The following is a 23,935-nucleotide window of genomic DNA, read 5'->3' as shown; positions in this document are numbered from 1 at the left end:
CAATGATGAATGTATTACTGATTTCCGTCGGTGCTGTAACGGGTGCTATCGCCCGCTGGCTGCTCAGTTTATGGCTTAACCCGATTTTTACCAGTTTCGCTTTCGGCACACTTATTGCCAACTGGACGGGCTGTTTGTTGATTGGGATTGCAATGGGATTATCGCTGCACGATCAGCAGAAATTACTAATTATCACGGGATTTCTTGGCAGTTTCACCACTTTTTCTAGCTTTTCTGCCGAATTAAGCGAGAAACTCTTAACAGGAAAATGGTTGGAATTTAGTTTAACGTTAGGATTGCATTTGGTCGGTGGAATTTTATTGACTGTGATGGGAATTATTCTTACTAGAACGGCGGTAAGCGGTTGATTTTATAGAGTAATTTGTAAATCTAAGATAAAACAAAACCGCTTGAAAGCGGTTTTATTGGCATAGTAGACAAAATTGTTGCAAAAGCTCTTAAATCGCTTTTACAACCACCTAAAAATCGATACCTGAACATCATTATGGATACGATCTTCTTTCATCGCTTTACGCATTTAATGCCGCATCAATCATCACATACACATCTTCTGCGGTTTTGCAGGCGAGGACTTTGTCGAGGTTCACACCAGTTTCACTCTCTTCGTCGTCTAGCACTTGGGTAATTTCCATTAAGCCTTCCATGTGACGGTCAGAATCGCTGCCTGCGAGGATAATGAATACACTCACAGGTTCGTCTTCGCCTTCAAAAGTCACTGGCTCTTTTAATGTGACCAATGCAAAAGAGGCTTTGATCACACCCTCTTCTGGGCGAGCATGTGGCATGGCTAAGCCTGGGGCTAGAATGATGTAAGGTCCCATTTTTTCGATGTTGCTGATGATGTGGTCGTAGTAGCGAGGTTCGATAGTGCCCGCTTTAACGAGTAAGTCTGTGCCGATTTTGATGGCTTCTTGCCAAGAAACAGCGGTTTGGTTGAGGGCGATGGAGTGATTTTCAATGAGGGATTCTTTTAACATAGAGTGTCCTTTTCTTTTTTGAGCCTAGGGCAACCGCTTCGCTTCTTCCGTTCACGGATGGAGCGAAGAGATAGAGTTAAAATTTATTGATATTTTTTAATCAACGTCAAGAGTTCTTCACCGAAGGTGTTAGGGTTCAGCATATTTTGTACACCTAGCACAGAGACGCGACCTTCTTGGACGATTTCATCTTGTAAGTGTTTTGAGCAAACGATGATGTCCACGCCTGAAACTTTACCTTTGTGGTCGGTAACTGCGCAAGAGTCCATTACGTTTGGAATGCCTCGTTTATCAAGGTATTGTTTAATTTTCATTTTCATCATCATTGATGAGCCTTGACCTGAACCGCACACTGCAAGAATACGCACAGGTTTTGCATCAATATTTGCAGAACTTTCCGCTTTTTCGACCGCTTGTTCTGTTTTTGCTTGTGCTTGGTCTAAGCCGTAGCCATCTAATTGATCAAGGGTTAAACCTTTGGCTTTCGCTTCTGCTTCTTCAGCACGTAATTGGCGTGAGGCAAAGAACATATAAACTAATGCAAGGGCAACAATCACGAAGAAGAAGCCTGGTACGCTGATTATACCTTGTAGGATTGGTGGGAAGAATAGCGCCCAGTCAGCCATACCCATCCAGCCGTTGAAAGTGGTGCCTTGGCTGGCAAGCATTTGGATTACCCACGCAGAGCCGAACACTTCAATCATACCCATCACGAAACAGATTTTCATTACCGCTTTCCAGCCACCGAATTGGTTTGCGAACACACCGATGGTTGCGTTAGAGAAGAACATTGGGATGAAGCCTGGGATGATTAAGATTGGTGAGCTAAAGCCGAGCAACATGCCCACGGCAACGAATTGACCAATCGCACCCCACATAAAGCCGAATACCATCGCATTTGGTGAGAAAGCGTAGATTGCCGCACAGTCAATCGCGAGAACTGAGTTTGGAATTAAGCGTTCAGAGATACCTTTGAAGGCTTCAGACAATTCCGCCACGAACATACGCACACCCGTTACGATGATTTGAATCGCTACCGCAAATTTCAAGCCCATTTCAAGAATGTACATAGACCAGTGGGTTTTGCCCGCCATTTGTTGGAGGTTGTCTAAACCGAATGAGAGAAGAATAATACCGAAGAAGATGGTCATTACCAATGCGGTTGCAGAGATACTGTCGTGGAAGATGTGTAACCATTTCGGTAATTTCATATGGTCAACAGAGTCGTTTTTATCACCGAGTTTTGGTGCTAATTTAGTTGCAATCCAAGACGCGATTTGTTGTTGGTGACCAATTGAGAAACCTGCCCCGACTGTTACTGCTTGGGTTGGTTTATACATAATGTTAGAAGAGATGCCCCAATAGAGAGCCATTAACACCGAGGTATAAATCACCGTTTCCCACATTGATGCACCGATGATCATATAGAACACCGCCACCAAACCTGTTTGTTGGAACATAATGTGACCTGTCAGCATAATAGTACGAATACCAGTGAATTTTCTGAACACCACTAATAAGATGTTAAGCAACAATGCACCGATTACTGCATACCCCACCCACGCATAGTTATCCGCCATCGTTTGAATGGTCGCTTGCATACTGGTGTATGGGTCAATCACCGCACCAGTTAAGTGGTGGAATTTCGATAAACCTTCAATCACTGGTTTAAAGTTGTTGACCAAGAAGCCAGAACCTGCTTGCACAAGCATAAAACCTACAATGGTTTTGATGGTGCCTTTAATAATAGTAGTGGAATCTTTTTTAAGCAGAATGTAGCCCAAGCAGGCAACAATACCAAGTAAGAAAGGTGCTTTATTTAACACCTGATCTTTTAAAAAGACCAGAATATCACTGAGCATTTCCATAAGAGAACCTTTTATTTTAAAATCAAATTACGTCAAAAAGACGCTGTTGAGTGAGAGTATCATTCAGCAAAATAGATGTAATGGCTGCACGACAACCACCTTTTTTGATAAATAAAGATTATTTTTGATTATTTTTAGGGTTGACCACATTTTATTTTTCAAGCGGTAGGATATAAGCGATTTTTTGCAAATGAAGAAAATAAAAAGTCACAATGTTCAATAAACTATGACTTTTATAATAAGATAATTATTAAGTCAATCTGAGGCACGAGCCTGATAAACTTATCTAAAAATTAAAGGTAGTGGGGCAAGCTCTACCACCTTTCCACTTCTCAATATATAACGAACCCTCCTTTTTTTCAAGTCCAAGCAGATAGAATCTCGTTTCGTCTGAATACATTAAAAATGAGAATTAGATCACAAAATCAATCAAAAGCATTTTACAAATTTTTTTGACTATTTATGATTTAAAATGATTAGATTTTCCGTAATTGAATACAGCGATGAGCACACTATGATGAACGTTAATGAAATCACTTACGAAAGTTGGATTCTTTCAATCCTATTTGCTAAACACGGTAAAATCACCACCCACACAGTTTCAATGATAGCTTCTAACAAGCACTAAATCTTCAGTTTAAATCAATATTGTAAAAACATTCCTTACCTCAATTCATTCTTTCCGTAAACGGAGAGAGGAAAGTATAGGTAAAAATAAAGTTACAGTTCATTGATTAAACACCACAACAAAAGGATTGCCAATGAACGAAATATATAGACATAAACAATTACTTTCGTTACTGGAAGAAAAAAAGATGCTATCTACCAACGAGATTATTGATTTACTTGAAATTTCCCCCGCTACAGCACGCCGTGACATAAACAAACTGCACGAACAAGGCAAATTGCATAAAGTTCGTAACGGGGCGAAGGCGATTGAATCAAACACAGGGCGATATTTTTCTAGCCAAATCAATAATGTCAGCGAAAAACAGCGTATTGCCGAAGCAGCAAGTAAATACTGTTTTGATGGTGCAAGCGTAATTTTAACCGCAGGTTCAACAATACAATTACTGGGCAACCAACTCTGCGGCAAACATTTGCAAATCATCACCAATTTTCTACCGCTTGCAAACTACTTAATTGAGCACAATCACGAGAATTTAGTAATTATGGGCGGGCAATATAACCGCAATGAACGAATCACATTATCCTTAAACAATCAGCACGAAAATAACTATTTTGCGGATGTGATGTTCACTAGCGGAAAAGGTTTTACCCCAGAAGGCTTATATAAAACCGATATGATTTTAGCCAACTCCGAACAAGCCCTTGCTCGCAAGGCACACAAATTTATTGCGTTAGTCGATAGTACCAAATTGGGCAAACAAGTCGGAATGTTATTTAGCAAGCTAAACGAAATTGATGTATTAATTACAGGCAGAGAGGCTGATCTAGTGATAATTCAAGCCCTGAGAACGAAAGGGCTAGAAGTGGTGTTAGTCTAAAAATAGACTTTTTCTATTATAAATTATACTGTTCTGATTTGTTTAAAGTATTAGTGTTGATATAGTTAAAAATAAGTTAAATTTTTGTTTAACCTGTGATTAGAGGAATATACGATTGCAGATTTTAAATTCACAAAGAGATGGGAATTTGAGCAATACTTGCAGTCGGTTGTTTCTCATCTTAATAATGAAGGAACTTCAAAAAAGTTTTATGCTAGCAATGTTGTTTTAAGTACTGGAACTTCTCCAATCATTCCTATTTTACAAGTCACTTTTCACCAGTGATGTAGCATCTTTAGATACCATTAAAGAATTTATCAGAACAAATTTTTGACTAATAGAGTAGAATTTAAAATGTATAATCATTCAAAAGTTATTCATATTAACTATAAAGAAAATTACTCATTTTAGAAAATAAAGAGGGCAAATAATATGATTTATCTCTTACTTGCTTCATTCTTATGGGGAACATCTTTTATTGCAGGCAAATTTGCCTATGAAACATTAGATCCTGCATTAGTTGTTTTATTTAGGTTGATTATTGCGGGAGTTATTTTATTCCCTATTACATTGAGATTTATAAAAAAGAATAGTAAATCAGATGTAGATTGGAAAAAAAATTGCTTTATTAGGATTTTTAACTTACCCAGCCACATTCTTATTGCAATTTATTGGTTTGCAATATACGTCAGCTTCAAGTGCAGCCACTATGATCGGTATAGAACCCTTGATGGTTATTTTAATTGGTCAGCTTTTTTTTAAAGAAAAAGCCTCTTTAACTATTTGGTTATTAGGAATAATTGCATTTATTGGCGTATTTTTATTAGTTGGCTGCTTATTAGTCCTCGCTTCAACAATTGTTGTTGCATTATGGCTAAGATTATCAAAATCCGTATTAGGTAATTTAAATCCTAAAGTTTATACCGCATTATCGTTGCAATTAGGAACGTTAATCGGTTTACCTTTTATGTTGTTATTAGTAAAAAACTGGAATATCAATTTCTCATACTCTTCAATAATAGCATTACTTTATTTAGGTATAGGCTGTAGTTTATTTGCAAACTGGGCTTGGAATAAAGGATTATCGGAAACAGAAACAAATAAAAGCGGAATATTTCTCGCATTAGAGCCTGTTTTTGGTGTTTTGTTTTCGATTATTTTACTAAATGATAGCTTATCTATCACATCTTGGGTTGGCGTAGCATTAGTGATTTTATCTGCTGCTGTATGTTTAGTTCTACCTAAGAAAAATTAATAGAAACGGTGGTAGAAACCTTCCGCAAATCAACTTAATACAATCTGAATTGCTCACACGGTGCGAATGCGTATTACGGGCAATCATTCAATCATCACAAGCGGTCGATTTTGCAAAAGTTTTTGCATATCAGACCGCTTTTTCTTTTAATCCTTTTGAATCCCTCTCTGTTTTGGATTATTATCTCTCATATTCCAACCAATCAAAGAGATTCACAATGAACAGATCCCGCTACCTAATCCCAGCCTTTATTGCAACTATAAGCCTTTACGCCTATGCCGAACAAAGTAATGTAGAAGAGCCCGAAAACACTTGGGCAGATCAACAACATAAAACAGTTAAACAATCGCTTCACAGTTGGTCAAATAATATTAATGATTGGTTAGGCGAAACTGACCAGAGCAAACCCGCCTCAGCAAGCTTACGCGTAATGATGGATATGGAGTGGAACCGCTACAGCCGCTTTACTTACAAACCTCGTGTGCGCGGTAAAATTAAATTACCTGTATTGAAAAAACATTTGAGCGTCGTATTCGGGGATGAGGATATTGAGAACCAATCCCGCGATAAAAACCGTATTGGGAAAAACTACGAAAATTTAGAACGGAATCGCAACTATGATGCTCGCCAAGCCAGAAATGACAATGCATCAATGGCTTTGCGTTGGTCAAATGCCGCAAAAGAATTTGGTGTAAAAACAGATTTTGATGTGGGTTTACGCTCAATGGGAGATATATTTGGACGTTTGCGAATCAGCAAAAAACAGGAATGGACAGAAAATTTCAGCACGCGTCTCGAACAAATTTACCGTTATGGCTCACGTAGTCGTCACTATTTACGAACTAACTTAGAAAACCGTTATATTGATAGCAACAGCACTTTTATTATGAACCATACTTTCTTGCAATATACACATAATAAGGAAGAAGAAACAGGCTGGGGCAATAGCCTTTACCGTCAACATACTTTTTCTGGTTTTAAAACCCTAAGTTATGGCATATTTACCGGTGGGCGATTCGATAAAGACCGCTCAAAATTTAATACTTGGGGGCCTTTTGTTACCTATCGTCAACCAATTTTAAGAAAATGGCTCTTTATTCAGCCTGAAATTAGTCTTTATAACGATAAAGATAATAATCGAGGGCACTACTTCAACGGGTTTATGCGTTTGGAAGCAGTGTTTTAAAACAGCAAGCGGTGAAATTAGCAAAATAAAGTGCAAATTTCACCGCTGATTTTATTATTTCTTCACACCCGTAATGCGGCACCACTCTTCTTTTTCCACCACAGGATCGAGGTTAAAATCATGAGCATACGCTTCGCAGACCGATTCCGCTTGCGTGGTTAAAATACCTGACAAACCTAAATCTCCTTGCGGTTTCACCAATGTGATGATATTCGGTGCTAACTCCTTCAGCGGCCCCGCCAAAATGTTCGCTACCACCACATCCGCTTGTAAATCTGCTGGCTGATCTTTAGCTAAGAACAACTCTAGGCGATCCGCCACACCATTCGCTTCAGCATTATTGGTCGAAGCCAAAATTGCTTGCGGGTCGATGTCGATACCAATCGCACGTTTCGCCCCCAGTTTCAGTGCAGCAATGGCGAGAATACCCGAACCGCAGCCGAAATCAATCACCGTTTTACCCGTTAAATCTAAGCCATCTAGCCATTGCAAGCAGAGTGCTGTGGTCGGGTGCGTGCCTGTGCCGAACGCTAAGCCTGGGTCTAACATTACATTCACCGCATTTGGATCTGGCACTTCACGCCAGCTTGGGCAAATCCACAAGCGTTTGCCGAACTGCATTGGGTGGAAGTTATCCATCCATTCACGCTCCCAATCTTTATCTTCAATTTGCTCGATTTTGTGGGCAAAATCTGGTGTGACCAAACGGCTGATAATCAACGCCTCGACAATCACGCTCATATCGGTTTCCGCATCGAATAAACCGACTACATCGGTATTGCCCCACAAGCGTGTTTCGCCTGGAAGCGGTTCAAAAATCGGGGTATCTTGGCTATCCATAAAGGTGACCGACACCGCCCCAATTTCGGTTAAAAAATCGCTGATTCGCTCAGCTTGTTTATCTGTACTATTTAAACGAATTTGTACCCACGCCATTTTGTGTTCCTTTGTTAAGAGCTTCGCTCCCTCTGCTTGTGGAGGGAGCTGTCACGAAGTGACTGAGGGAGGAATGCAACGTAGTTGCAAAATGTTAGCGAAAAATAACCGCTTGTTTCCCCTCCCTCCGCCTTCGGCACCTCCCTCCGTGAACGGAGGGAGGGAAATAATAAGAGAGTGATGTTAAAACGTTACATTATAATTTACTTTTAAAGGAAACGATACGAACACATTACACCCAACGCCATTTTCGTGTATCATCTTCACTCCATTTCATTTCAAAAATAATCTTTATGCAATCCACAACTCTTGAGCCTTCTCATGCTCAACGTATCAAATCTGCAGCAAAAGCAGTGCTACCTTATAGTGCACCGATGATCGTAGGTTTTCTCTTTCTAGGCATCGCCTACGGGGTTTATATGAAAGCAATCGGCTTTGGTGTGTTATATCCTATGCTGATGGCACTCCTCATCTACGCAGGCTCGGTCGAATTTATCGCCGCAGGTGCGTTAGTCGCACCTTTTTCGCCGTTAAGCGTATTTCTGATTGCTTTGATGGTGAGCGGTCGCCAGATTTTCTACGCCATCTCAATGCTGGAAAAATACGGTGCACATCTTGGCAAAAAACGGTGGTATTTGATTAGCGGACTGGTCGATGAATCCTTCTCACTCAACTATATGGCACAAATCCCCGCAGGCATCGACAAAGGCTGGTATATGTTCTTCGTAACCTTCTATTTGCACTTATATTGGGTCATCGGTGCTACACTCGGCAACCTCTTCGGAGGTATGTTGCCTGTGAATTTAGCAGGCGTAGAATTTGCGATGACTGCCCTTTTCTTGGTCATTTTTGCGGAAAATTGGCTGAAAGAAAAATCGCACGAAAGCTCGTTGCTCGGCTTAGGTATCGCGTTTATATCGCTGATTATGGTCGGGAAAGAGCATTTTCTAATTCCAACACTGATTGGCATTTGGGTTATATTAACCCTACGCCGCCCACAGCTGGCAAGAAAACTTGAAACGGTAAAATTGGGGGAAAGCAAATGACTGTTACCGAACACATCATTACCATCGGGCTTTGCGTTTTAGCGGTGCAAATCACCCGCTTGGTGCCGTTTTGGCTCTTCCCCGCCAACCGCCCGATTCCCGAATATATCCGCTACCTCGGCAAAGTGCTGCCCGCCGCGATGTTTGGAATGTTGGTGATCTACTGCTACAAAAACATTGATATTTTCGCCGGACACCGCGGCTTGCCCGACTTTATCGCAGGTGCGTTAGTGTTAGCGTTACATTTCTGGAAGAAGAATATGTTCCTCTCCATTTCCGTCGGCACACTGTTTTATATGGTGCTGGTGCAGCAGGTGTTTGTTTCATAGAGATGAACATAAAAAGAAAAAGGCAACGATATTACTATCATTGCCTTTTTCCTTTAGCGGTCTATGCCGATAAAAAATTAAGCGGTCTATGCCGAACGCCTTTATTATATGGCTTTATTCTTGATTATTCAACTTCTCTTTCAGTTGTACAATTTCCTGTTATAGAGTATCAAGTATCCTTTTCCCACTCACCGCAATCAGTACTTTTTTCTGAATTTCCGCCACCACATCATTTGGCAACTTTTGGCTTAATTTCTTACCTTTGTCAAAAATATAATACAACCTCTTTGTACTTACAAAATGAGTGTGTTCCGCTTTTGCCCAACGATCTCGTTTTTCATAGAATGCCGTTTCTTGAATTAAATCAGGGCTTAAGTATTCGTGATATGTAGCTAATCTGCCATAAGCTTTTGTTGATGAAATAGGAACAACTACCGCACTTTGCCCATCAATATCACCATTTAATACAACAACCAGCCGCCTTTTAATCATCTCAGGCTTGATATGTCCATTTACCGTTTCTGGATCAGCCCATACTCCAAAATCACATTCTAATAATTCGCCCACTTTCGGACGATGTTTAATAGCCATCTTAATTTTCCATATTATCGATAGATTGGAGATTGCTTACCCCCTTCCCCCCACGGTAATTTTATCCAATTTCACCGTTGGTTGTCCGACACCTACTGGCACGCTTTGCCCTTCTTTGCCGCAAGTGCCGATCCCTGGGTCGATTTCCATTTTTTTGCCGACCATCGAAACTTGTTGCATCGCATCAATGCCACTGCCGATTAAGGTTGCACCCGTCACAGGTTTGGTGATTTTGCCTTTCTCAATTAAGTAGGCTTCTGCAGTGGAGAACACGAATTTGCCCGAGGTAATGTCCACCTGCCCGCCGCTGAAATGCGGGGCGTAGATACCGTATTCTACCGATTCGATCATCTCGTCAAATTCATGGTTGCCTTCGGTGAGGTAAGTGTTAGTCATTCGTGGCATTGGCAAGTGGGCATAAGATTCACGTCTGCCGTTGCCTGTTGGAGCCACGCCCATTAAACGGGCATTGAGCTTGTCCTGCAAATAGCCTTTCAAGATGCCGTTTTCGATTAATACATTACGTTGAGAAGGTACGCCTTCATCATCAACCGTCATTGAACCGCGGGCATTCTGGATTGTACCGTCATCAACAATGGTACAAAGTGGTGAAGTCACTAACTCACCAATTTTGCCTGTAAACAACGAGGATTCTTTACGGTTGAAATCACCTTCCAGTCCGTGTCCAACTGCTTCGTGGAGTAAAATTCCTGGCCAACCCGCACCGAGTACAATCGGCATTGTGCCGGCAGGAGCAGGCATTGCGTCCAAGTTCACTAACGCCATTCGCACTGCTTCTTTCGCTAAATATTCCGCACGGTTATAGCCAACCATTTCGCCATTGATGATGTGTGGCTCTAAGAAAAAATTTAAGCCATAGCGACCGCCCATACCTGATGAGCCACGTTCACGCTTGCCATTTTCCTCCACCAATACCGATACTGACAAACGCACCAGTGGGCGAATATCTGCCGCCAACGTGCCATCAGTTGCAGCGACTAACATCTCTTCATAAATCGCCGATACATTCGCATTCACTTGCACCACTCGAGGATCTTCGGCACGAGCCACTTTATCCACTAAATGCAGTAAGTCCACTTTCTGCTCACGGCTTAAAGTTTCAAGCGGATTGATCGCTGCATAACGCTGGCAAGCGGTCGTTTCTTTGAAATTTTTTACCAATAATTGACCGCTTTCGCTGCTGATAGAACGTGCCGCTTCTGCACATTGATTGAGCTGGCTCAAGCCGATTTGGTCAGCATAGGCAAAGCCCGTTTTCTCGCCTGAAACAGCACGCACGCCAAAGCCGCGGTCGATATAAAAGCCACCTTCTTTGATGATGGAATCTTCCAACGCCCAACTTTCATCTTGACTGAGTTGGAAATAGAGATCCGCATAGTCAATTTGACGGCTAGCGAAGTGATCTAATACTTGAGAAAGGTGTGAAAGCTCCACGCCACTTGGTGCGAGCAAGCTTTCTGAGACTTGTTTTAACATAGGGGGTTCCTGATTATTTTCCCTCGCCCCTTGTGGGAGAGAGTAAATCCTAGTAAATAAAATTTTGCGAATTTTAGCATAAATTCGACCGCTTAATGGGGTAATTTCCGCTGGTCATATCCAAAAACAAAGCGGTCGAAATCTGCAAAACTTTTGCAAATCTCGACCGCTTGTGAAAGGTTTACACACCTATCTATTTAACAATCTCACCTTTTGCTTGTAGATCAGCGTGGTAAGATGAACGCACGAATGGTCCGCAGGCTGCGTGTTCGAAACCCATTTTTTCGGCTTCGGTGCGGAACATATCGAACTCTTCAGGTGGCACGTAGCGTTCTACTTTTAAGTGGTGACGACTTGGTTGGAGGTATTGCCCTACGGTGAGCATCGTTACGCCTTGAGCACGTAAGTCACGCATTACTTCCAAAATCTCTTCGTTAGTTTCGCCTAAACCGACCATTAAGCCCGATTTAGTTGGAATATCTGGGAACTCTTCTTTAAAGATTTTAAGCAATTCGAGCGACCAGTGATAATCCGCCCCAGGACGAACCTCGCGATATAAGCGTGGTACATTTTCCAAGTTGTGGTTGAACACATCAGGTGGATTTTGTTTCAAAATTGCAACCGCTTGTTCGACACGTCCACGGAAGTCTGGCACAAGAATTTCCACTTTACACTCTGGATTTAACGCCTTGATTTCTCGCACGGTTGCCGCAAAGTGGGCAGCGCCACGGTCTGGCAAATCATCACGGTCTACCGAAGTAATTACCACATATTTTAGCTTCATATCTTGCACAGTTTCTGCCACTTTACGCGGTTCATCTGGGTCAAGCGGAAGTGGTTTGCCGTGTGCTACATCACAGAATGGGCAGCGGCGGGTACAAATTGCCCCCATAATCATAAAGGTTGCTGTACCGTGGTTGAAGCATTCGTGCAAGTTAGGGCAAGAAGCTTCTTCACACACTGAGTGTAAGCCGTGGCGACGCATCCCGTTTTTAATACTGTCGATTTTTGCCGAACTTGCTGGCAGTTTAATTTTCATCCAGCTCGGTTTTTTGAGTAACTCTTGGTCTGGGTCGATATTGCGGACTTGGATAACAGAGGTTTTCGCTGCATCACGATATTTCACACCGCGTTCCATTTTAAACGGGGCGAGTTTCGCAGGCGTATTGGTTGCCGTTGTCATTAAAATTCGTTTTCCTCGTTGTTAATAAATTGTTGCACATTATAGCCTAAAATCGCAGCAAAGTGAGCGACCAATTTTGGGGAGACATCCTCACAGGTTAAATTGTTCTGATTGTTCAATTCGCTTAATTGGCACATTTCAAGCCCCGCATAACCGCACGGATTGATGTTGTGAAACGGTGATAAATCCATATTGATATTAAGTGCTAGCCCATGGAACGAACAGCCTTTACGAATACGAAGTCCTAATGAGCAGATTTTTCGCCCTTCCACATAAACCCCAGGTGCATCTGGTTTTGGATAGCTTTCTACGCCATAATCCGCCAAGGTTTTCACCACACATTGCTCAAGAGCGGTGACTAAATCACGTACAGAAACGTCGTGTCCTTGGGCTTTTAAGCGCTTGATGTCGATCAGCACATACATCACCTGCTGACCAATTCCGTGATAGGTAATCTGCCCGCCTCGATCCGATTGCACGACAGGAATATTAGTTTGATGAATGAGGTGTTCCGGCTTGCCCGCTGAGCCTTGTGTAAAAACGCTGGGGTGTTGCACCAGCCAGATTTCATCTTCAGTTTCTTCGGTGCGGTTGTCAGTAAAATCCTGCATTTTATGCCAGATTTTTTCATAAGGTTGCACGCCCAATTGGCGAATAATCAGTGTTGTGTTCATAGTGGGGATTTTGAGATAAAAATATTAATTCCCCTCCCCTTATGGGAGAGGGAAATCTCACGAGATTTATTCTCCGCAATAAAAGAAATTCATTAAAGTACCATTCTTACGCCTTCAATTTTCGCAAGTTCTTCATAAAGGGTTTCTACTTGACCGATGTGTTCAGCCACAATATCAATCGAAACCGAATTATAAGTGCCTTTGCTGCTACGTTGTTCACGAGGTGTATAATCACCTTTTACGTGACTTTGAGTCACAGCGACTACATCATCCACTAAACCATCGCGATGCGTGCCTACCACTTTGAAAGTGAAATCACACGGAAATTCAAGTAAGTCTTTTAATTTCGCTTGGGGTAAATCTTGTAAGTTTACAGTTTTATTTGTCATATTCTTTCCTCTCTTTAATATATGAAGCGGTAAGATTTTGGCAAACTTTTGCAAAAATCCTACCGCTTGTTGCGTGCCTATATAAGGTCTAAATTTTCTGTTGCAAGAGCTGATTAGTTAAACAAGCTTTTCACAGTGAGTACGACCCAGTCCCACGCACGACCAAAAATACCCGCTTCGCCTACGGCTTGTAAGGTTTGAAGTGGTGTTGAAGCAATATCTTTGCCATCTAATTGGTAAATCACTTTGCCAACGACTTGACCTTGCTCTAGAGGGGCTTCTAAGCCTTTATTGTCTAATTCATAACGTGCTTTAAGCTCGCCCGCTTTGCCTTTTGGAATCGTGATAAAACTATCTTGCACAGAACCTAATTGTACCTTGTTTACATCACCGTAGTACACGCTCTCTTCTTGTACCGCCTTACCTGCTGGTAGAGATTTCACCGTTTCAAAGTTCGCAAAACCCCATTGAAGTAATTTTTTGCTTTCCACTTCACGACCTTTATAAGTCGGCACGCCCATTACCACAGAAATCAAACGCATATTTGAATTGGTCGCTGACGCTACCAAGTTATAGCCTGCTTTATCGGTATGCCCTGTTTTCATTCCATCCACGTTCATGGTTTTATCCCACAATAAACCGTTACGGTTTGGCTGTGGTTTTTTCACGTTATATTGGAATTCTTTTTCTGAATAAATTTTGTACTCTTCTGGCTGATCACGGATCACGTGAGTGCCAATAATCGCCATATCGCGTGCTGAAGAGTATTGATTTGGGTCATCTAAACCGTGCACGGTGGTAAAGTGCGTATTTTGCAAGCCGAAACGTTGAGCATGCTTATTCATTTCATCAATGAAAGAAGCTTGCGATCCTGATGTATGCTCTGCTAAAGCCACTGCTGCATCGTTACCTGAAACGATGATTAAGCCTTTCATTAACTCGCCTACGGTCACTTGTTTATTCAAGTCTAAGAACATCAATGATGAACCAGGGAATTTTTGTGCCCACGAATTTTCATTCACGGTGTAAACATCACTATTGTGTACTTTACCTTGTTTTATTGCTTCGCCCACAACATAAGCGGTCATCATTTTAGTTAGCGAGGCAGGGTATTGACGTTGATCGGGATTAAGACTCGCTAATACCGCACCAGAGTTGTAATCCATTAAAATATAAGTTTGAGCATTCAATTGCGGTGCAGCAATACCAAAATCCGTAGTGGCATCCGCTAAAGCGGTTGAAGAAAGGATTAAGGCAGAAAGGCCAGCAAGTTTTAATAATCTTTTTTTCATATAAAGTGTCCGATAACGTTGGGTTGAGAATCTCTATAAACTCATCAAGGGCTTGTTGAATTCTCAACAACCCCTTTTTATAATGGATTGAAACAAACTGAGTAAAATTAACTCTTTTCTGCTAATTCTAATCGTTTGTTTTTGTCTAACACAGCAACTTTCACTTTGGCTGTGCCGGTGTTATGCATACCTAATTGGTGTGCTGCATTTCTCGATAAATCTAACACTCGAGCGTGAGTATAAGGACCACGATCATTCACCCGAACAACCACTTTCTTGCCGTTACGCATATTGGTCACTTCAATCAATGTGCCAAAAGGTAAAGACGGATGAGCAGCTGTCATCGCTGTGTTATCAAAACGTTCGCCATTTGCTGTACGGCGTCCGTTAAATTTATCCGCATAGTAACTTGCCACACCAGATTGCAAATGCTTACGTGGTGTATTCTTATATTTTTCTGTCAAAGAAAGGGGCTTCTTTGCATTTTTCTTAGCGGATTTCACCGCTTGTTTTGCCACTTTAGATTGTTTTTTCGCTTCAGCTTTTATAAATTTCGCTTTTGAAGCGTCTTTTAGCGTTTTCTTTGGAGTTTGTGCCTTTGTCTGTTTTGACACAATCGCCGTTTTTGCGTGTTTAGTTGCTGCAACAGAATTCAATGTTCCGAATGTGAAGAATCCAGCTAACAACAGGGTTACAATTTTACTTAATCGCATAAGTATGTATTCCTCATTTTGATATCGTTTCGTTTGTAACGATGTTTGTATTGCCCATTTTCTCAACAAGTTATCACTGATTGAGAAAATAGTGACTGTTAATCTAATCGATAACTGACTTTGTCTATACTTTTTGATACCGCAAAAAAGCAAAAGTTTAATGTTTGATTAAATTTATTCAAAAAACAAAAGCCTAAGCTTCAAGATAATGTAAGCCAAGCCTTTGTTTTTCTTACTATTTTAGCTTGTTATAGGGGTTATCGCTGTGTGGTTTTTTACGATGTACATAGCTTGACATCATCAATCCAAACGCAGCCATTAACGTCACATAAGACGTTCCACCATAGCTAAACAGCGGTAAGGGTACACCAACTACGGGCAAAATGCCACTCACCATCCCAATATTTACAAAAACATACACAAAAAAGAGTAATGCCGTGCCGCCCGAAAGAATGCGTCCAAACGCATTATCTGACTTCGCGCCGAGCATTAAACCACGTGCAATAATAAAGAGATAAATGCCGAGCAGAATCAGTACCCCAATCATTCCGTGCTCTTCGCTTAATACCGCAAAAATAAAGTCGGTATGCGGTTCTGGCAAAAATTCCAGCTGTGATTGCGTGCCTTCCATCCAGCCCTTGCCGTGCAAGCCACCCGAACCAATCGCAATCTTCGATTGAATAATATGGTAACCCGCACCAAGCGGATCTTTCTCGGGGTCAATCAAGGTCATTACCCGCGTTTTTTGATAATCGTGCATCAAAAAAAACCACATTATCGGAATAAATCCCGCCAAAAAGACCACGCCTGCAGAAATCAATTTCCAACTTAATCCCGCCAAGAAAAGCACGAAAATTCCTGCGGCACAAACCAAAATTGAGGTGCCCAAATCGGGTTGTGCTGCCACAAGTAAGGTTGGAAACACAATAATCGTCAATGCAATCGCGGTGTCGCGGAAATTCGGTGGCAACGGTCGATTACTCAAAAAAGTCGCTACCATCAATGGCACAGCTAATTTTGCAATCTCCGACGGCTGAAAGCGGACAAAGCCCAAATTTAGCCAGCGTTGAGCCCCTTTACTGGTTTCGCCAAACACATCCACCATGACCAACATCACGATCGTCACCGCATACAAATAGGGCGAAACTTGCTTGTAGGTGCGAGGCGGAATCATCGCCATCACAAACATCACGCCCAAACCTAAAGACACCTGCACCACGCGGTTAGTGAACATTTTTTCGCTACCGCCACTGGCACTATATAGCACTAACAAGCCGTAGCCCGTAATCGCACACAGCCCCAGTAAGAGCCATAAATCGAGCGAAAAAACTTTCCAAAAGACCTTTCTAAATCGGTTACTCATTCACATTTTCCTCAATCGTCTCTGGCAAAGGGGATGCAGGTACAGGAGACACAAGCGGTGGATTTTGTGGCGAATTTTGCAAATTGCCCTCATTTTTCAGCGTATGCGTTAAAGCAAAATCCATCACTTGACGCACCACAGGTGCTGCATTCGCACCGCCGCCGCCTGCGTTTTCTAAAATGGCCGCCACCACTACTTTCGGATTATCATAAGGGGCGTAAGCAATAAACCACGCGTGGTCGTGTAACTCTTTTTTCAAGGCGTTTTTATCATATTTTCCGCCTTTCAAGTTGAACACCTGTGCTGTTCCCGATTTCCCTGCTGCACGGTAAAACGAGCCACCCGCCTTTTTACCCGTACCATTACCCGCATTGATTACGTTATACATCCCCAGTTTCGCCACGTTCCAAAAACGCTCTGGCACACCCGTGATATCTTCGTAAAGCAGCGGATCTTTATACGGTTCCACCGAGTTCGCGTGAATGATCTCTTTCATCAAATGCGGCGTATTCACTCGCCCATTATTAACCAACACCGCCAAGGCTTTCGCTACTTGCAATGGCGTGGCAATCCAGTAGCCTTGCCCAATCCCAACAGGAATAGTATCGCCTTGCACCCACGGCTTTTTGTAACGTGCTCGCTTCCAATCGCGGGTTGGATAAACACCTGCCGACTCTTCAAACAAGTCAATGCCCGTTTTCTGCCCAAAGCCGAATTTGGTCATCCACTCCGCCATTTTGTCGATTCCTGTGTCGTAGGCGAGCTGATAGAAGAAAGTATCCGAAGATTCCGTAATCGCCTTATTCACATTGGTTGAACCGTGCCCCGATTTCTTCCAGTCACGATAACGCTGAGTTGTGCCCGGCAAAATCCAAAAACCAGGGTCGAAAACGGTGGTATTTGGCGTAATTTTGCCTTCGACTAAGCCCATTACCGCATAGAACGGCTTAACCGTTGAGGCTGGCGGATAAGTTCCTTGCGTTGCACGGCTGTAAAGCGGACGTGCAGGATCTTCCAACAAGGCTTTGTAATCTTTGCCCGAAATACCACCCACGAATAAGTTATTATCGTAGCTTGGACTGGTCACCATCGCCAACACGCTACTATCTCGAGCATCCAACACCACCACCGAGCCTTTCTGCCCTTTAAGTAAATCTTGAATGTATTGTTGTAACTCAATATCGATGGTTAAACGTAAGGAACTACCCGCCACACCTTCTTGGTCACGAAGCTTGCGGATTACCTTACCACGGTTGTTAATTTCAACCTCTTCAAAGCCTGCTTGCCCGTGCAACTGCTCTTCGTAGAATTTTTCAATACCCAGTTTGCCCATATCGTGCGAACCAGCATAATTACCGAATTTACCCTCTTCTTGCAGCTTTTTCTTATCTTTTTCATTGATTTTCGCGACATATCCTAAAATATGGGTCAGTGTTTCGCCATAAGGGTAATTGCGTTTGTAGTAAGCTTGTACATCTAAACTTGGGAAGCGATATTGGTTCACCGCAAAACGTGCCATTTGCTCTTCGCTCATATCCGCCTTTAGCAAAATTGGCGTATAACGCGAGGTGCGTTTTTTCTCTTTGTGGAAGTTCTCAATATCTTCATCTGTTAAGCCAACAATGCTTTTTAGCTCAATTAAGGTCTGCTCCAAATCTTGCGTTTTCTCAGGCACAATAAACAGCCCAAAATAAGTAATATTTTCGGCAAGCACCTTTCCGTTTCGGTCATAAATCAGCCCCCGAGTTGGCGGTACAGGCAGCAGCTTAATACGGTTACCATTCGAGCGTGTTTGATAGTCCTCATAATTGCTGATTTGCAGGTGATAGAGATTTGCAAGCAACACTCCCGTTAATGCCAACACCCCCATGAATGCAATAGCTGCACGGCGAATAAACAAATTGCTCTCCGCTTGCCCGTTTCGTACCTTTTCATTCGGCTTTGGTGACATTAATTTTGCTAGTTTTCCAAACATATTTTGCTCAGATTGCAGAATTTCTTAAACATTTGACCGCTTGTAAAATTATTCCCGATGATACGGATGATTCGTCGTGAGCGACCAAGCTCGATATAAACTTTCCGCCACAATCACCCGCACCATTGGATGAGGCAAAGTCAGCGGAGAAAGCGACCAACTCTGTTCTGACGCTTGTTTACACTCTGGCGACAAGCCTTCAGGTCCGCCAATCAGCAAGCATACATCCCGTCCATCATTTTTCCAGCCTTCTAACTGGCTGGCTAATTGCTCGGTTGTCCACGGTTTGCCAGGAATATCCAGAGTGACGACCTTTCCTTTGCCTGCGGCTGCCAACATCGCCTTGCCTTCTTGTTCCAAAATACGCTTAATGTCGGCATTCTTACCCCGCTTGCCCGCAGGGATTTCAATTAGCTCAAAAGGCATATCTTTCGGAAAACGGCGTTGATACTCTTCAAAGCCCGTTTTCACCCAATCGGGCATTTTTGTACCAACGGCAATTAGCTGAATTTTCATCGCTTATGCCCAAAGTTTCTCAAGTTGATACATTTCACGGGCATCAGCTTGCAATAAATGCACAATTGCCTGACCGAAATCCACTACAATCCAATCGGCAGCCTCTTTACCTTCATCACCAAACACTTCAAAACCCGCTTGTTTTGCCTCTTGAGACAAACGATCTGCGGTTGAAGCCACGTGACGCACCGATGTACCTGTTGCAATAATCATCGCATCGGTAATGCTCGATTTGCCCTTTACATCAATCGCCAGAATATCTTGTGCTTTTAAATCATCTAAGGTTTTTGTTAAAAATTCGACTAAGTTTTGTTCCATTGTTTTTCCGTTGTATATAGCATGCGTGAATGACAAGTATTCATACCCCCTACAAATAAACGGTAGGATGTGTGGAATGAAATTCCACGCACGCAGAATCTATCCAGTAAAAGCTTGCAATTTTACCATAGATTAAAACGGATAAAAAAATCAGCGGTCGAATTTTGCAAAACTTTTACATAATTCGACCGCTTACGAGTAAAATGATGGGTAGTGTTAAGTGATTAACGAAGAAACTCTCCTTTTAACAACCTCTTCAATTTATACAATTCGTCTAATGCTTGACGGGGTGTAAGCTCATCAGGCTCAATCTTACTCAATGCCAATTCCACAGCACTTTCTTGTGCTGCAAGCGGTAGATTTTCAACAACCTCTTGCGAAAAGAGTAAATCCACTTGTGGGTTTTCTTCGCCCACTTTTTGTTGTTGGGAGAGTGTTTCCAAATGTGCCAAACGCTGTTTTGCCAAAGCAATGACAGGTTTAGGCACACCTGCCAATGCCGCGACTGCCAAGCCGTAACTCTTACTTGCCGCCCCCTCTTGCACGCAATGCATAAAAGCGATAGTGTCGTTGTGTTCACGGGCATCTAAATGCACGTTCGCGACACCTTTAAGCTGATTCGGCAAGCTGGTTAGCTCAAAATAATGGGTCGCAAACAGGGTGAGAGATTGTGTTTTCTTCGCCAACCATTCTGCACACGCCCACGCCAGCGAAAGCCCGTCGTAGGTGGACGTGCCACGCCCAATTTCATCAATCAGCACCAGACTGTTTTCTGTGGCTTGATGGAGAATGTTCGCCATTTCGGTCATCTCCACCATAAAGGTAGAACGCCCCGAAGCTAAATCATCGCTCGCCCCAATACGGGTGAAAATGCGGTCAATCGCCCCAATTTCTGCACTCTCGGCTGGCACAAAACTGCCGATATACGCCATCAGCGAGATCAGCGCAATTTGGCGCATATAAGTGCTTTTTCCCCCCATATTCGGCCCTGTTACCACCAACAAGTGGCGTTGAGCATTCAGATAAACAGGGTTGGCGATAAACGGATCTTTTATCACACGTTCCACCACAGGGTGGCGACCTTCTTTAATATTGATAATGCGTTGCGGACTGAAGGTTGGACGCACATATCCAAGATTCTCCGCACGTTCGGCAAGGTTTGCCAACACATCCAATTCGGCAAGCACCATCGCTGCCAATTGCAACTCGCCCAAGCGAGGCATTAACAAGTCAAACAGCTCGTCATAAAGTTGTTTTTCGAGTGCCAACGATGCCCCTTTCGCTTTCAACACCTTGTCTTCATAAGTTTTCAACTCAGGAATGATATAACGCTCCGCATTTTTGAGGGTTTGACGGCGAACATAGTGAATCGGGGCTTTATGTGCTTGCCCTTGGCTGATTTGAATGTAATAACCGTGCACGGCGTTAAAGCCGATTTTAAGCGTATCAATCCCAGTCGCCTCACGCTCGCGGATTTCTAAATCTTCTAAATATTGGGTGGCTCCCGCCGAAAGCGAACGCCATTCGTCCAACTCTGCATTGTAGCCTTCGGCAATCACGCCGCCATCGCGAATCAATTGCGGAGGATTGTCAATAATCGACCGCTTGAGTAAATCTGCCAACTCATCAAAATTCGCCAATTGTGCAAGCAAAATATCTAAACTTGGTGCTAATTGTTGCGAACGCTGTTCGATCTCTGGAATTTGCTCAAGTGCAGAACGCAAGCGAGTGAAATCACGTGGACGTGCCGAACGCAACGCCACACGTGCCAAAATTCGCTCCATATCGCCTACGTTTTGCAACGCCAGTTGAAGCGGTGCAATTTGCTCGCTTTTTTGCAAACTTTCAATAATATCCTGCCGCTCTTTGAGCTTTTTCACATCTCGAATGGGCTGATGAATCCAACGTTTTAACAAGCGGCTGCCCATCGGAGTCACGCATTTATCTAAGACGGAAGCAAGGGTATTTTCCGTACCGCCTACAAGGTTTTGGGTGAGTTCTAAGTTGCGACGGGTTGCGGCATCAAGCAAGACTGTTTCGCTATTTTGCGAAAGATGAATACTGTTGATATGCAGTAAGGCGGTGCGTTGCGTTTCTTGGGCGTAATGCAATAAACAACCTGCGGCACACAGTGCGGTGGTGGCTTTTTCCACGCCAAAACCAGCTAAACTTTGCGTACCAAATTGACGATTGAGCAACTGAATTGCCGTAGTCAGTTCAAACTCCCACACAGGACGCCGACGCAAGCCTTTGTAGTTATTCAAAATGCCTGCGTAGGCAAAATCTTCCGCATATAAAATTTCTGCAGGCTGCAAACGTTGCAATTCCGCACTTAACGCCTCTTGGTTCGACAGTTCACTGATTAAAAAACGCCCAGAAGCCATATCAAGCGTTGCAATTGCAAAAGTGCCTTTATGCTCATAAATTGCCGCAACTAAGTTGTCTTGTCGCTCAGGCAGTAATGCCTCATCACTCACCGTACCTGGTGTAACAATGCGAACCACTTTGCGTTCTACAGGTCCTTTCGAGGCTGAGGGATCACCAATCTGTTCACAAATTGCCACACTCTCCCCCAACGCTACTAATTTTGCCAAATAACCTTCCACTGCGTGATACGGCACACCAGCCATCGGAATCGGCTCGCCTGCTGATTGCCCACGTTTAGTCAGTGAAATATCAAGCAACGCCGCAGCTTTCTTAGCATCATCATAAAAAAGCTCATAGAAGTCCCCCATTCGATAGAAGAGTAAAATATCAGGATTTTGGGCTTTGAGTTGCAGATATTGCACCATCATTGGCGTGTGATTGGAAAGGTCTTGAGTTACGGTCATAGTTTGCGTAATTGAAATGATAGAATGAGGCTATTTTATCAGATTAGCCAAGAGCTGTACAAAACAGTATAATTTCAACACTTTGAAACAACAGGAGTATTTTATGAAATTATATGGTTTAGTTGGTGCGTGTTCATTCGTACCACACGTAGCGTTGGAATGGATAAAAGAACGTGAAAATGCAGATTATGAATTTGAAGCGGTAACACGTGAGTTAATCAAATCGCCAGACTTTTTGGCGTTAAATCCAAGAGGAGCTGTTCCTGTATTGGTCGATGGCGATTTAGTGCTTTCACAAAATCAGGCAATTTTGCACTATTTGGATGAGCTTTATCCAAATGCAAAACTGTTTGGTAGTAAAACCGTCCGCGATAAAGCCAAAGCCGCTCGCTGGTTAGCATTCTTTAATGCAGATATTCATAAGTCATTCGTGCCATTATTCCGTTTACCAAGCTATGCAAAAGATAACGAAGAACTGGCTAAGATCATTCGCCAACAAGCCGTTGAGCAGATTTTAGATCAACTTGCTGTGGCAAATGAACATTTAGAAAGCCATATCTATTTTGGCGAAGCAATTTCGGTTGCGGATGCGTATCTTTACATTATGCTGAATTGGTGTCGTGTAGTAGGGATTGATTTCAACCATCTAACGCAACTTTCACCTTTTATGCAACGAGTTGAAGCTGATCAAGCGGTGGAAAATGTGAGAGAAATTGAAGGGTTGAAAGGATAAACTTTCAAGATCAAAATTAAAAAGCGGCCATATCTTGGGTTTACAAAACTTAAGTAAGAAAATGACCGCTTTTGATTATTTATGAGATTGTTCTCGCTCTTTTTTTAACTTTTCAAGTTCTAATTTAGCTTCTTGCCATTCTGTTGATTTAGTCTCAAATTCAGATTTGAAATTAGACCTAGCATCTTTCCCTGATTGAGAAGAGCCAGAGAAAGTTTGGTAAATTGCTACACCTCCCTTCCATAACAAAGACAGCATATCAATGAGTAAATCATCTCCATTCTTTTTCATATTTACTCCTATTTTTTGATACAGGTAATTACAATAGATTTTGGATGAGTTCTTTGGAATTTCTGAATCGCTTCAAATTCATTATTTGCAGATACAATTGTATTAGCAATGCTTTTTCTTGAAGAATCAATATAAAAACGAATTTCAAATCTGTTCATTTTCACTTCCTTTTATGAAAAATTAAACTTTAATCGGGATGTTTCCTTAGATATGTCAATATCTAAGGACTTCAGTATACTGAAGTGAAAATAGATTGTTTTTTGTACTAATAAAAGGAATGAAGATCGAGAAGATATAGATAAAAAGCGGTAATATTTTAAAAATTTTTTGCAATTTACGCTTAAGCTAAAAAGCAAAACCCCGCAGTATTGCTACAACGGGGTCGTTTTAATTCAATCTGGCGATGCCCTACTCTCACATGGGGAATCCCCACACTACCATCG

Annotated in this window: 25 protein-coding genes; 8 read left to right on the top strand and 17 right to left on the bottom strand. The window is 42.4% G+C overall.

Going from position 1 to position 23,935, the window contains the following annotated elements:
• Positions 1-5 precede the first annotated feature (5 nt).
• Positions 6-368, top strand: a complete 363-nt coding sequence (locus QMF79_RS06100) for a CrcB family protein (protein WP_281773137.1) — start codon at positions 6-8, stop codon at positions 366-368.
• 162 nt (positions 369-530) lie between these two features.
• Here QMF79_RS06100 and QMF79_RS06095 read toward each other — a convergent pair whose 3' ends face one another.
• Entirely contained in the window at positions 531-998 is a 468-nt protein-coding gene (locus QMF79_RS06095; RefSeq protein ID WP_281773128.1) for a PTS sugar transporter subunit IIA, read from the bottom strand.
• 83 nt (positions 999-1,081) lie between these two features.
• On the bottom strand, positions 1,082-2,866 hold the full coding sequence (locus QMF79_RS06090; protein WP_281773127.1) for a PTS ascorbate-specific subunit IIBC: 1,785 nt from the start codon (positions 2,864-2,866) through the stop codon (positions 1,082-1,084).
• Positions 2,867-3,627: 761 nt separating this feature from the next.
• Here QMF79_RS06090 and ulaR point away from each other — a divergent pair.
• From ulaR to QMF79_RS06070, 4 genes are all read left to right on the top strand, one after another.
• On the top strand, positions 3,628-4,374 hold the full coding sequence (ulaR, locus tag QMF79_RS06085; RefSeq protein WP_281773126.1) for an HTH-type transcriptional regulator UlaR: 747 nt from the start codon (positions 3,628-3,630) through the stop codon (positions 4,372-4,374).
• 432 nt (positions 4,375-4,806) lie between these two features.
• Positions 4,807-5,136, top strand: a complete 330-nt coding sequence (locus QMF79_RS06080; RefSeq protein ID WP_281773125.1) for a DMT family transporter — start codon at positions 4,807-4,809, stop codon at positions 5,134-5,136.
• Complete coding sequence (locus tag QMF79_RS06075; protein ID WP_345739942.1) at positions 5,036-5,629, top strand: DMT family transporter; 594 nt, start codon at positions 5,036-5,038, stop codon at positions 5,627-5,629. Before QMF79_RS06080 ends, QMF79_RS06075 begins: the two co-directional genes overlap by 101 nt.
• Before the next feature lie 217 nt (positions 5,630-5,846).
• Positions 5,847-6,815, top strand: coding sequence for a hypothetical protein (locus QMF79_RS06070; protein ID WP_281773124.1), 969 nt, complete (start codon positions 5,847-5,849; stop codon positions 6,813-6,815).
• A gap of 54 nt (positions 6,816-6,869) precedes the next feature.
• On the opposite strand, the gene prmA is transcribed toward QMF79_RS06070, so the two are convergent.
• Positions 6,870-7,751 carry a 50S ribosomal protein L11 methyltransferase gene (gene prmA, locus QMF79_RS06065; protein WP_281773123.1) on the bottom strand — a complete coding sequence of 294 codons (882 nt, stop codon included), beginning with the start codon at positions 7,749-7,751 and terminating at the stop codon, positions 6,870-6,872.
• A 293-nt stretch (positions 7,752-8,044) separates the two neighbouring features.
• Here prmA and azlC point away from each other — a divergent pair, with 293 nt between their 5' ends.
• Together azlC and QMF79_RS06055 are read left to right on the top strand one after the other, a co-directional pair.
• Positions 8,045-8,797: an azaleucine resistance protein AzlC gene (gene azlC / locus QMF79_RS06060; RefSeq protein WP_281773122.1), complete on the top strand. Its 753-nt coding sequence runs from the start codon at positions 8,045-8,047 to the stop codon at positions 8,795-8,797.
• Positions 8,794-9,126: a branched-chain amino acid transporter permease gene (locus QMF79_RS06055; protein WP_281773121.1), complete on the top strand. Its 333-nt coding sequence runs from the start codon at positions 8,794-8,796 to the stop codon at positions 9,124-9,126. The genes azlC and QMF79_RS06055 overlap by 4 nt, the downstream gene beginning before the upstream one ends.
• A 159-nt stretch (positions 9,127-9,285) precedes the next feature.
• Here the strand turns inward: QMF79_RS06055 and QMF79_RS06050 are convergent, their stop codons facing one another.
• The 12 genes from QMF79_RS06050 to mutS all read right to left on the bottom strand — a co-directional run bounded on the left by QMF79_RS06050 (position 9,286) and on the right by mutS (position 22,468).
• A complete protein-coding gene (locus tag QMF79_RS06050) occupies positions 9,286-9,717 on the bottom strand; it encodes a type II toxin-antitoxin system PemK/MazF family toxin (protein WP_281773120.1) in 432 nt (143 codons plus the stop codon).
• 36 nt (positions 9,718-9,753) lie between these two features.
• On the bottom strand, positions 9,754-11,214 hold the full coding sequence (tldD, locus tag QMF79_RS06045; protein WP_281773119.1) for a metalloprotease TldD: 1,461 nt from the start codon (positions 11,212-11,214) through the stop codon (positions 9,754-9,756).
• A gap of 193 nt (positions 11,215-11,407) precedes the next feature.
• Positions 11,408-12,397 (bottom strand): lipoyl synthase, encoded by a 990-nt coding sequence (gene lipA, locus QMF79_RS06040; RefSeq protein WP_281773118.1) that lies wholly within the window; start codon positions 12,395-12,397, stop codon positions 11,408-11,410.
• Positions 12,397-13,071, bottom strand: coding sequence for a lipoyl(octanoyl) transferase LipB (lipB, locus tag QMF79_RS06035; protein WP_281773117.1), 675 nt, complete (start codon positions 13,069-13,071; stop codon positions 12,397-12,399). The genes lipA and lipB overlap by 1 nt, the downstream gene beginning before the upstream one ends.
• A gap of 92 nt (positions 13,072-13,163) precedes the next feature.
• The gene (ybeD, locus tag QMF79_RS06030) at positions 13,164-13,460 is read right to left on the bottom strand and encodes a DUF493 family protein YbeD (protein WP_281773116.1); all 297 of its coding nucleotides are present in this window, start codon (positions 13,458-13,460) and stop codon (positions 13,164-13,166) included.
• A gap of 113 nt (positions 13,461-13,573) precedes the next feature.
• A complete protein-coding gene (locus QMF79_RS06025; RefSeq protein ID WP_281773115.1) occupies positions 13,574-14,752 on the bottom strand; it encodes a D-alanyl-D-alanine carboxypeptidase family protein in 1,179 nt (392 codons plus the stop codon).
• 107 nt (positions 14,753-14,859) lie between these two features.
• Positions 14,860-15,465, bottom strand: a complete 606-nt coding sequence (locus QMF79_RS06020) for a septal ring lytic transglycosylase RlpA family protein (RefSeq protein ID WP_281773114.1) — start codon at positions 15,463-15,465, stop codon at positions 14,860-14,862.
• A gap of 235 nt (positions 15,466-15,700) precedes the next feature.
• The gene (rodA, locus tag QMF79_RS06015; protein ID WP_281773113.1) at positions 15,701-16,828 is read right to left on the bottom strand and encodes a rod shape-determining protein RodA; all 1,128 of its coding nucleotides are present in this window, start codon (positions 16,826-16,828) and stop codon (positions 15,701-15,703) included.
• The gene (gene mrdA / locus QMF79_RS06010) at positions 16,821-18,803 is read right to left on the bottom strand and encodes a penicillin-binding protein 2 (RefSeq protein WP_281773112.1); all 1,983 of its coding nucleotides are present in this window, start codon (positions 18,801-18,803) and stop codon (positions 16,821-16,823) included. Before mrdA ends, rodA begins: the two co-directional genes overlap by 8 nt.
• A gap of 48 nt (positions 18,804-18,851) precedes the next feature.
• Entirely contained in the window at positions 18,852-19,319 is a 468-nt protein-coding gene (gene rlmH / locus QMF79_RS06005) for a 23S rRNA (pseudouridine(1915)-N(3))-methyltransferase RlmH (RefSeq protein ID WP_281773111.1), read from the bottom strand.
• 3 nt (positions 19,320-19,322) lie between these two features.
• Entirely contained in the window at positions 19,323-19,637 is a 315-nt protein-coding gene (rsfS, locus tag QMF79_RS06000) for a ribosome silencing factor (RefSeq protein WP_281773110.1), read from the bottom strand.
• Positions 19,638-19,861: 224 nt separating this feature from the next.
• Entirely contained in the window at positions 19,862-22,468 is a 2,607-nt protein-coding gene (gene mutS / locus QMF79_RS05995) for a DNA mismatch repair protein MutS (protein WP_281773109.1), read from the bottom strand.
• A 103-nt stretch (positions 22,469-22,571) separates the two neighbouring features.
• Here mutS and QMF79_RS05990 point away from each other — a divergent pair, with 103 nt between their 5' ends.
• Positions 22,572-23,201, top strand: a complete 630-nt coding sequence (locus QMF79_RS05990; protein WP_281773108.1) for a glutathione S-transferase family protein — start codon at positions 22,572-22,574, stop codon at positions 23,199-23,201.
• Positions 23,202-23,276: 75 nt separating this feature from the next.
• Here the strand turns inward: QMF79_RS05990 and QMF79_RS05985 are convergent, their stop codons facing one another.
• Complete coding sequence (locus tag QMF79_RS05985; protein WP_040217674.1) at positions 23,277-23,492, bottom strand: hypothetical protein; 216 nt, start codon at positions 23,490-23,492, stop codon at positions 23,277-23,279.
• 8 nt (positions 23,493-23,500) lie between these two features.
• Complete coding sequence (locus QMF79_RS05980; RefSeq protein ID WP_281773107.1) at positions 23,501-23,650, bottom strand: hypothetical protein; 150 nt, start codon at positions 23,648-23,650, stop codon at positions 23,501-23,503.
• Positions 23,651-23,935 lie beyond the last annotated feature (285 nt).

The sequence above is a fragment of the Pseudohaemophilus parahaemolyticus genome (genome assembly GCF_938021905.1).
Lineage (GTDB): Bacteria > Pseudomonadota > Gammaproteobacteria > Enterobacterales > Pasteurellaceae > Haemophilus_A > Haemophilus_A parahaemolyticus_B.
The sequence above is the reverse complement of the archived record's forward strand: the minus strand, read 5'-3'. Positions and strand labels throughout refer to the sequence as shown.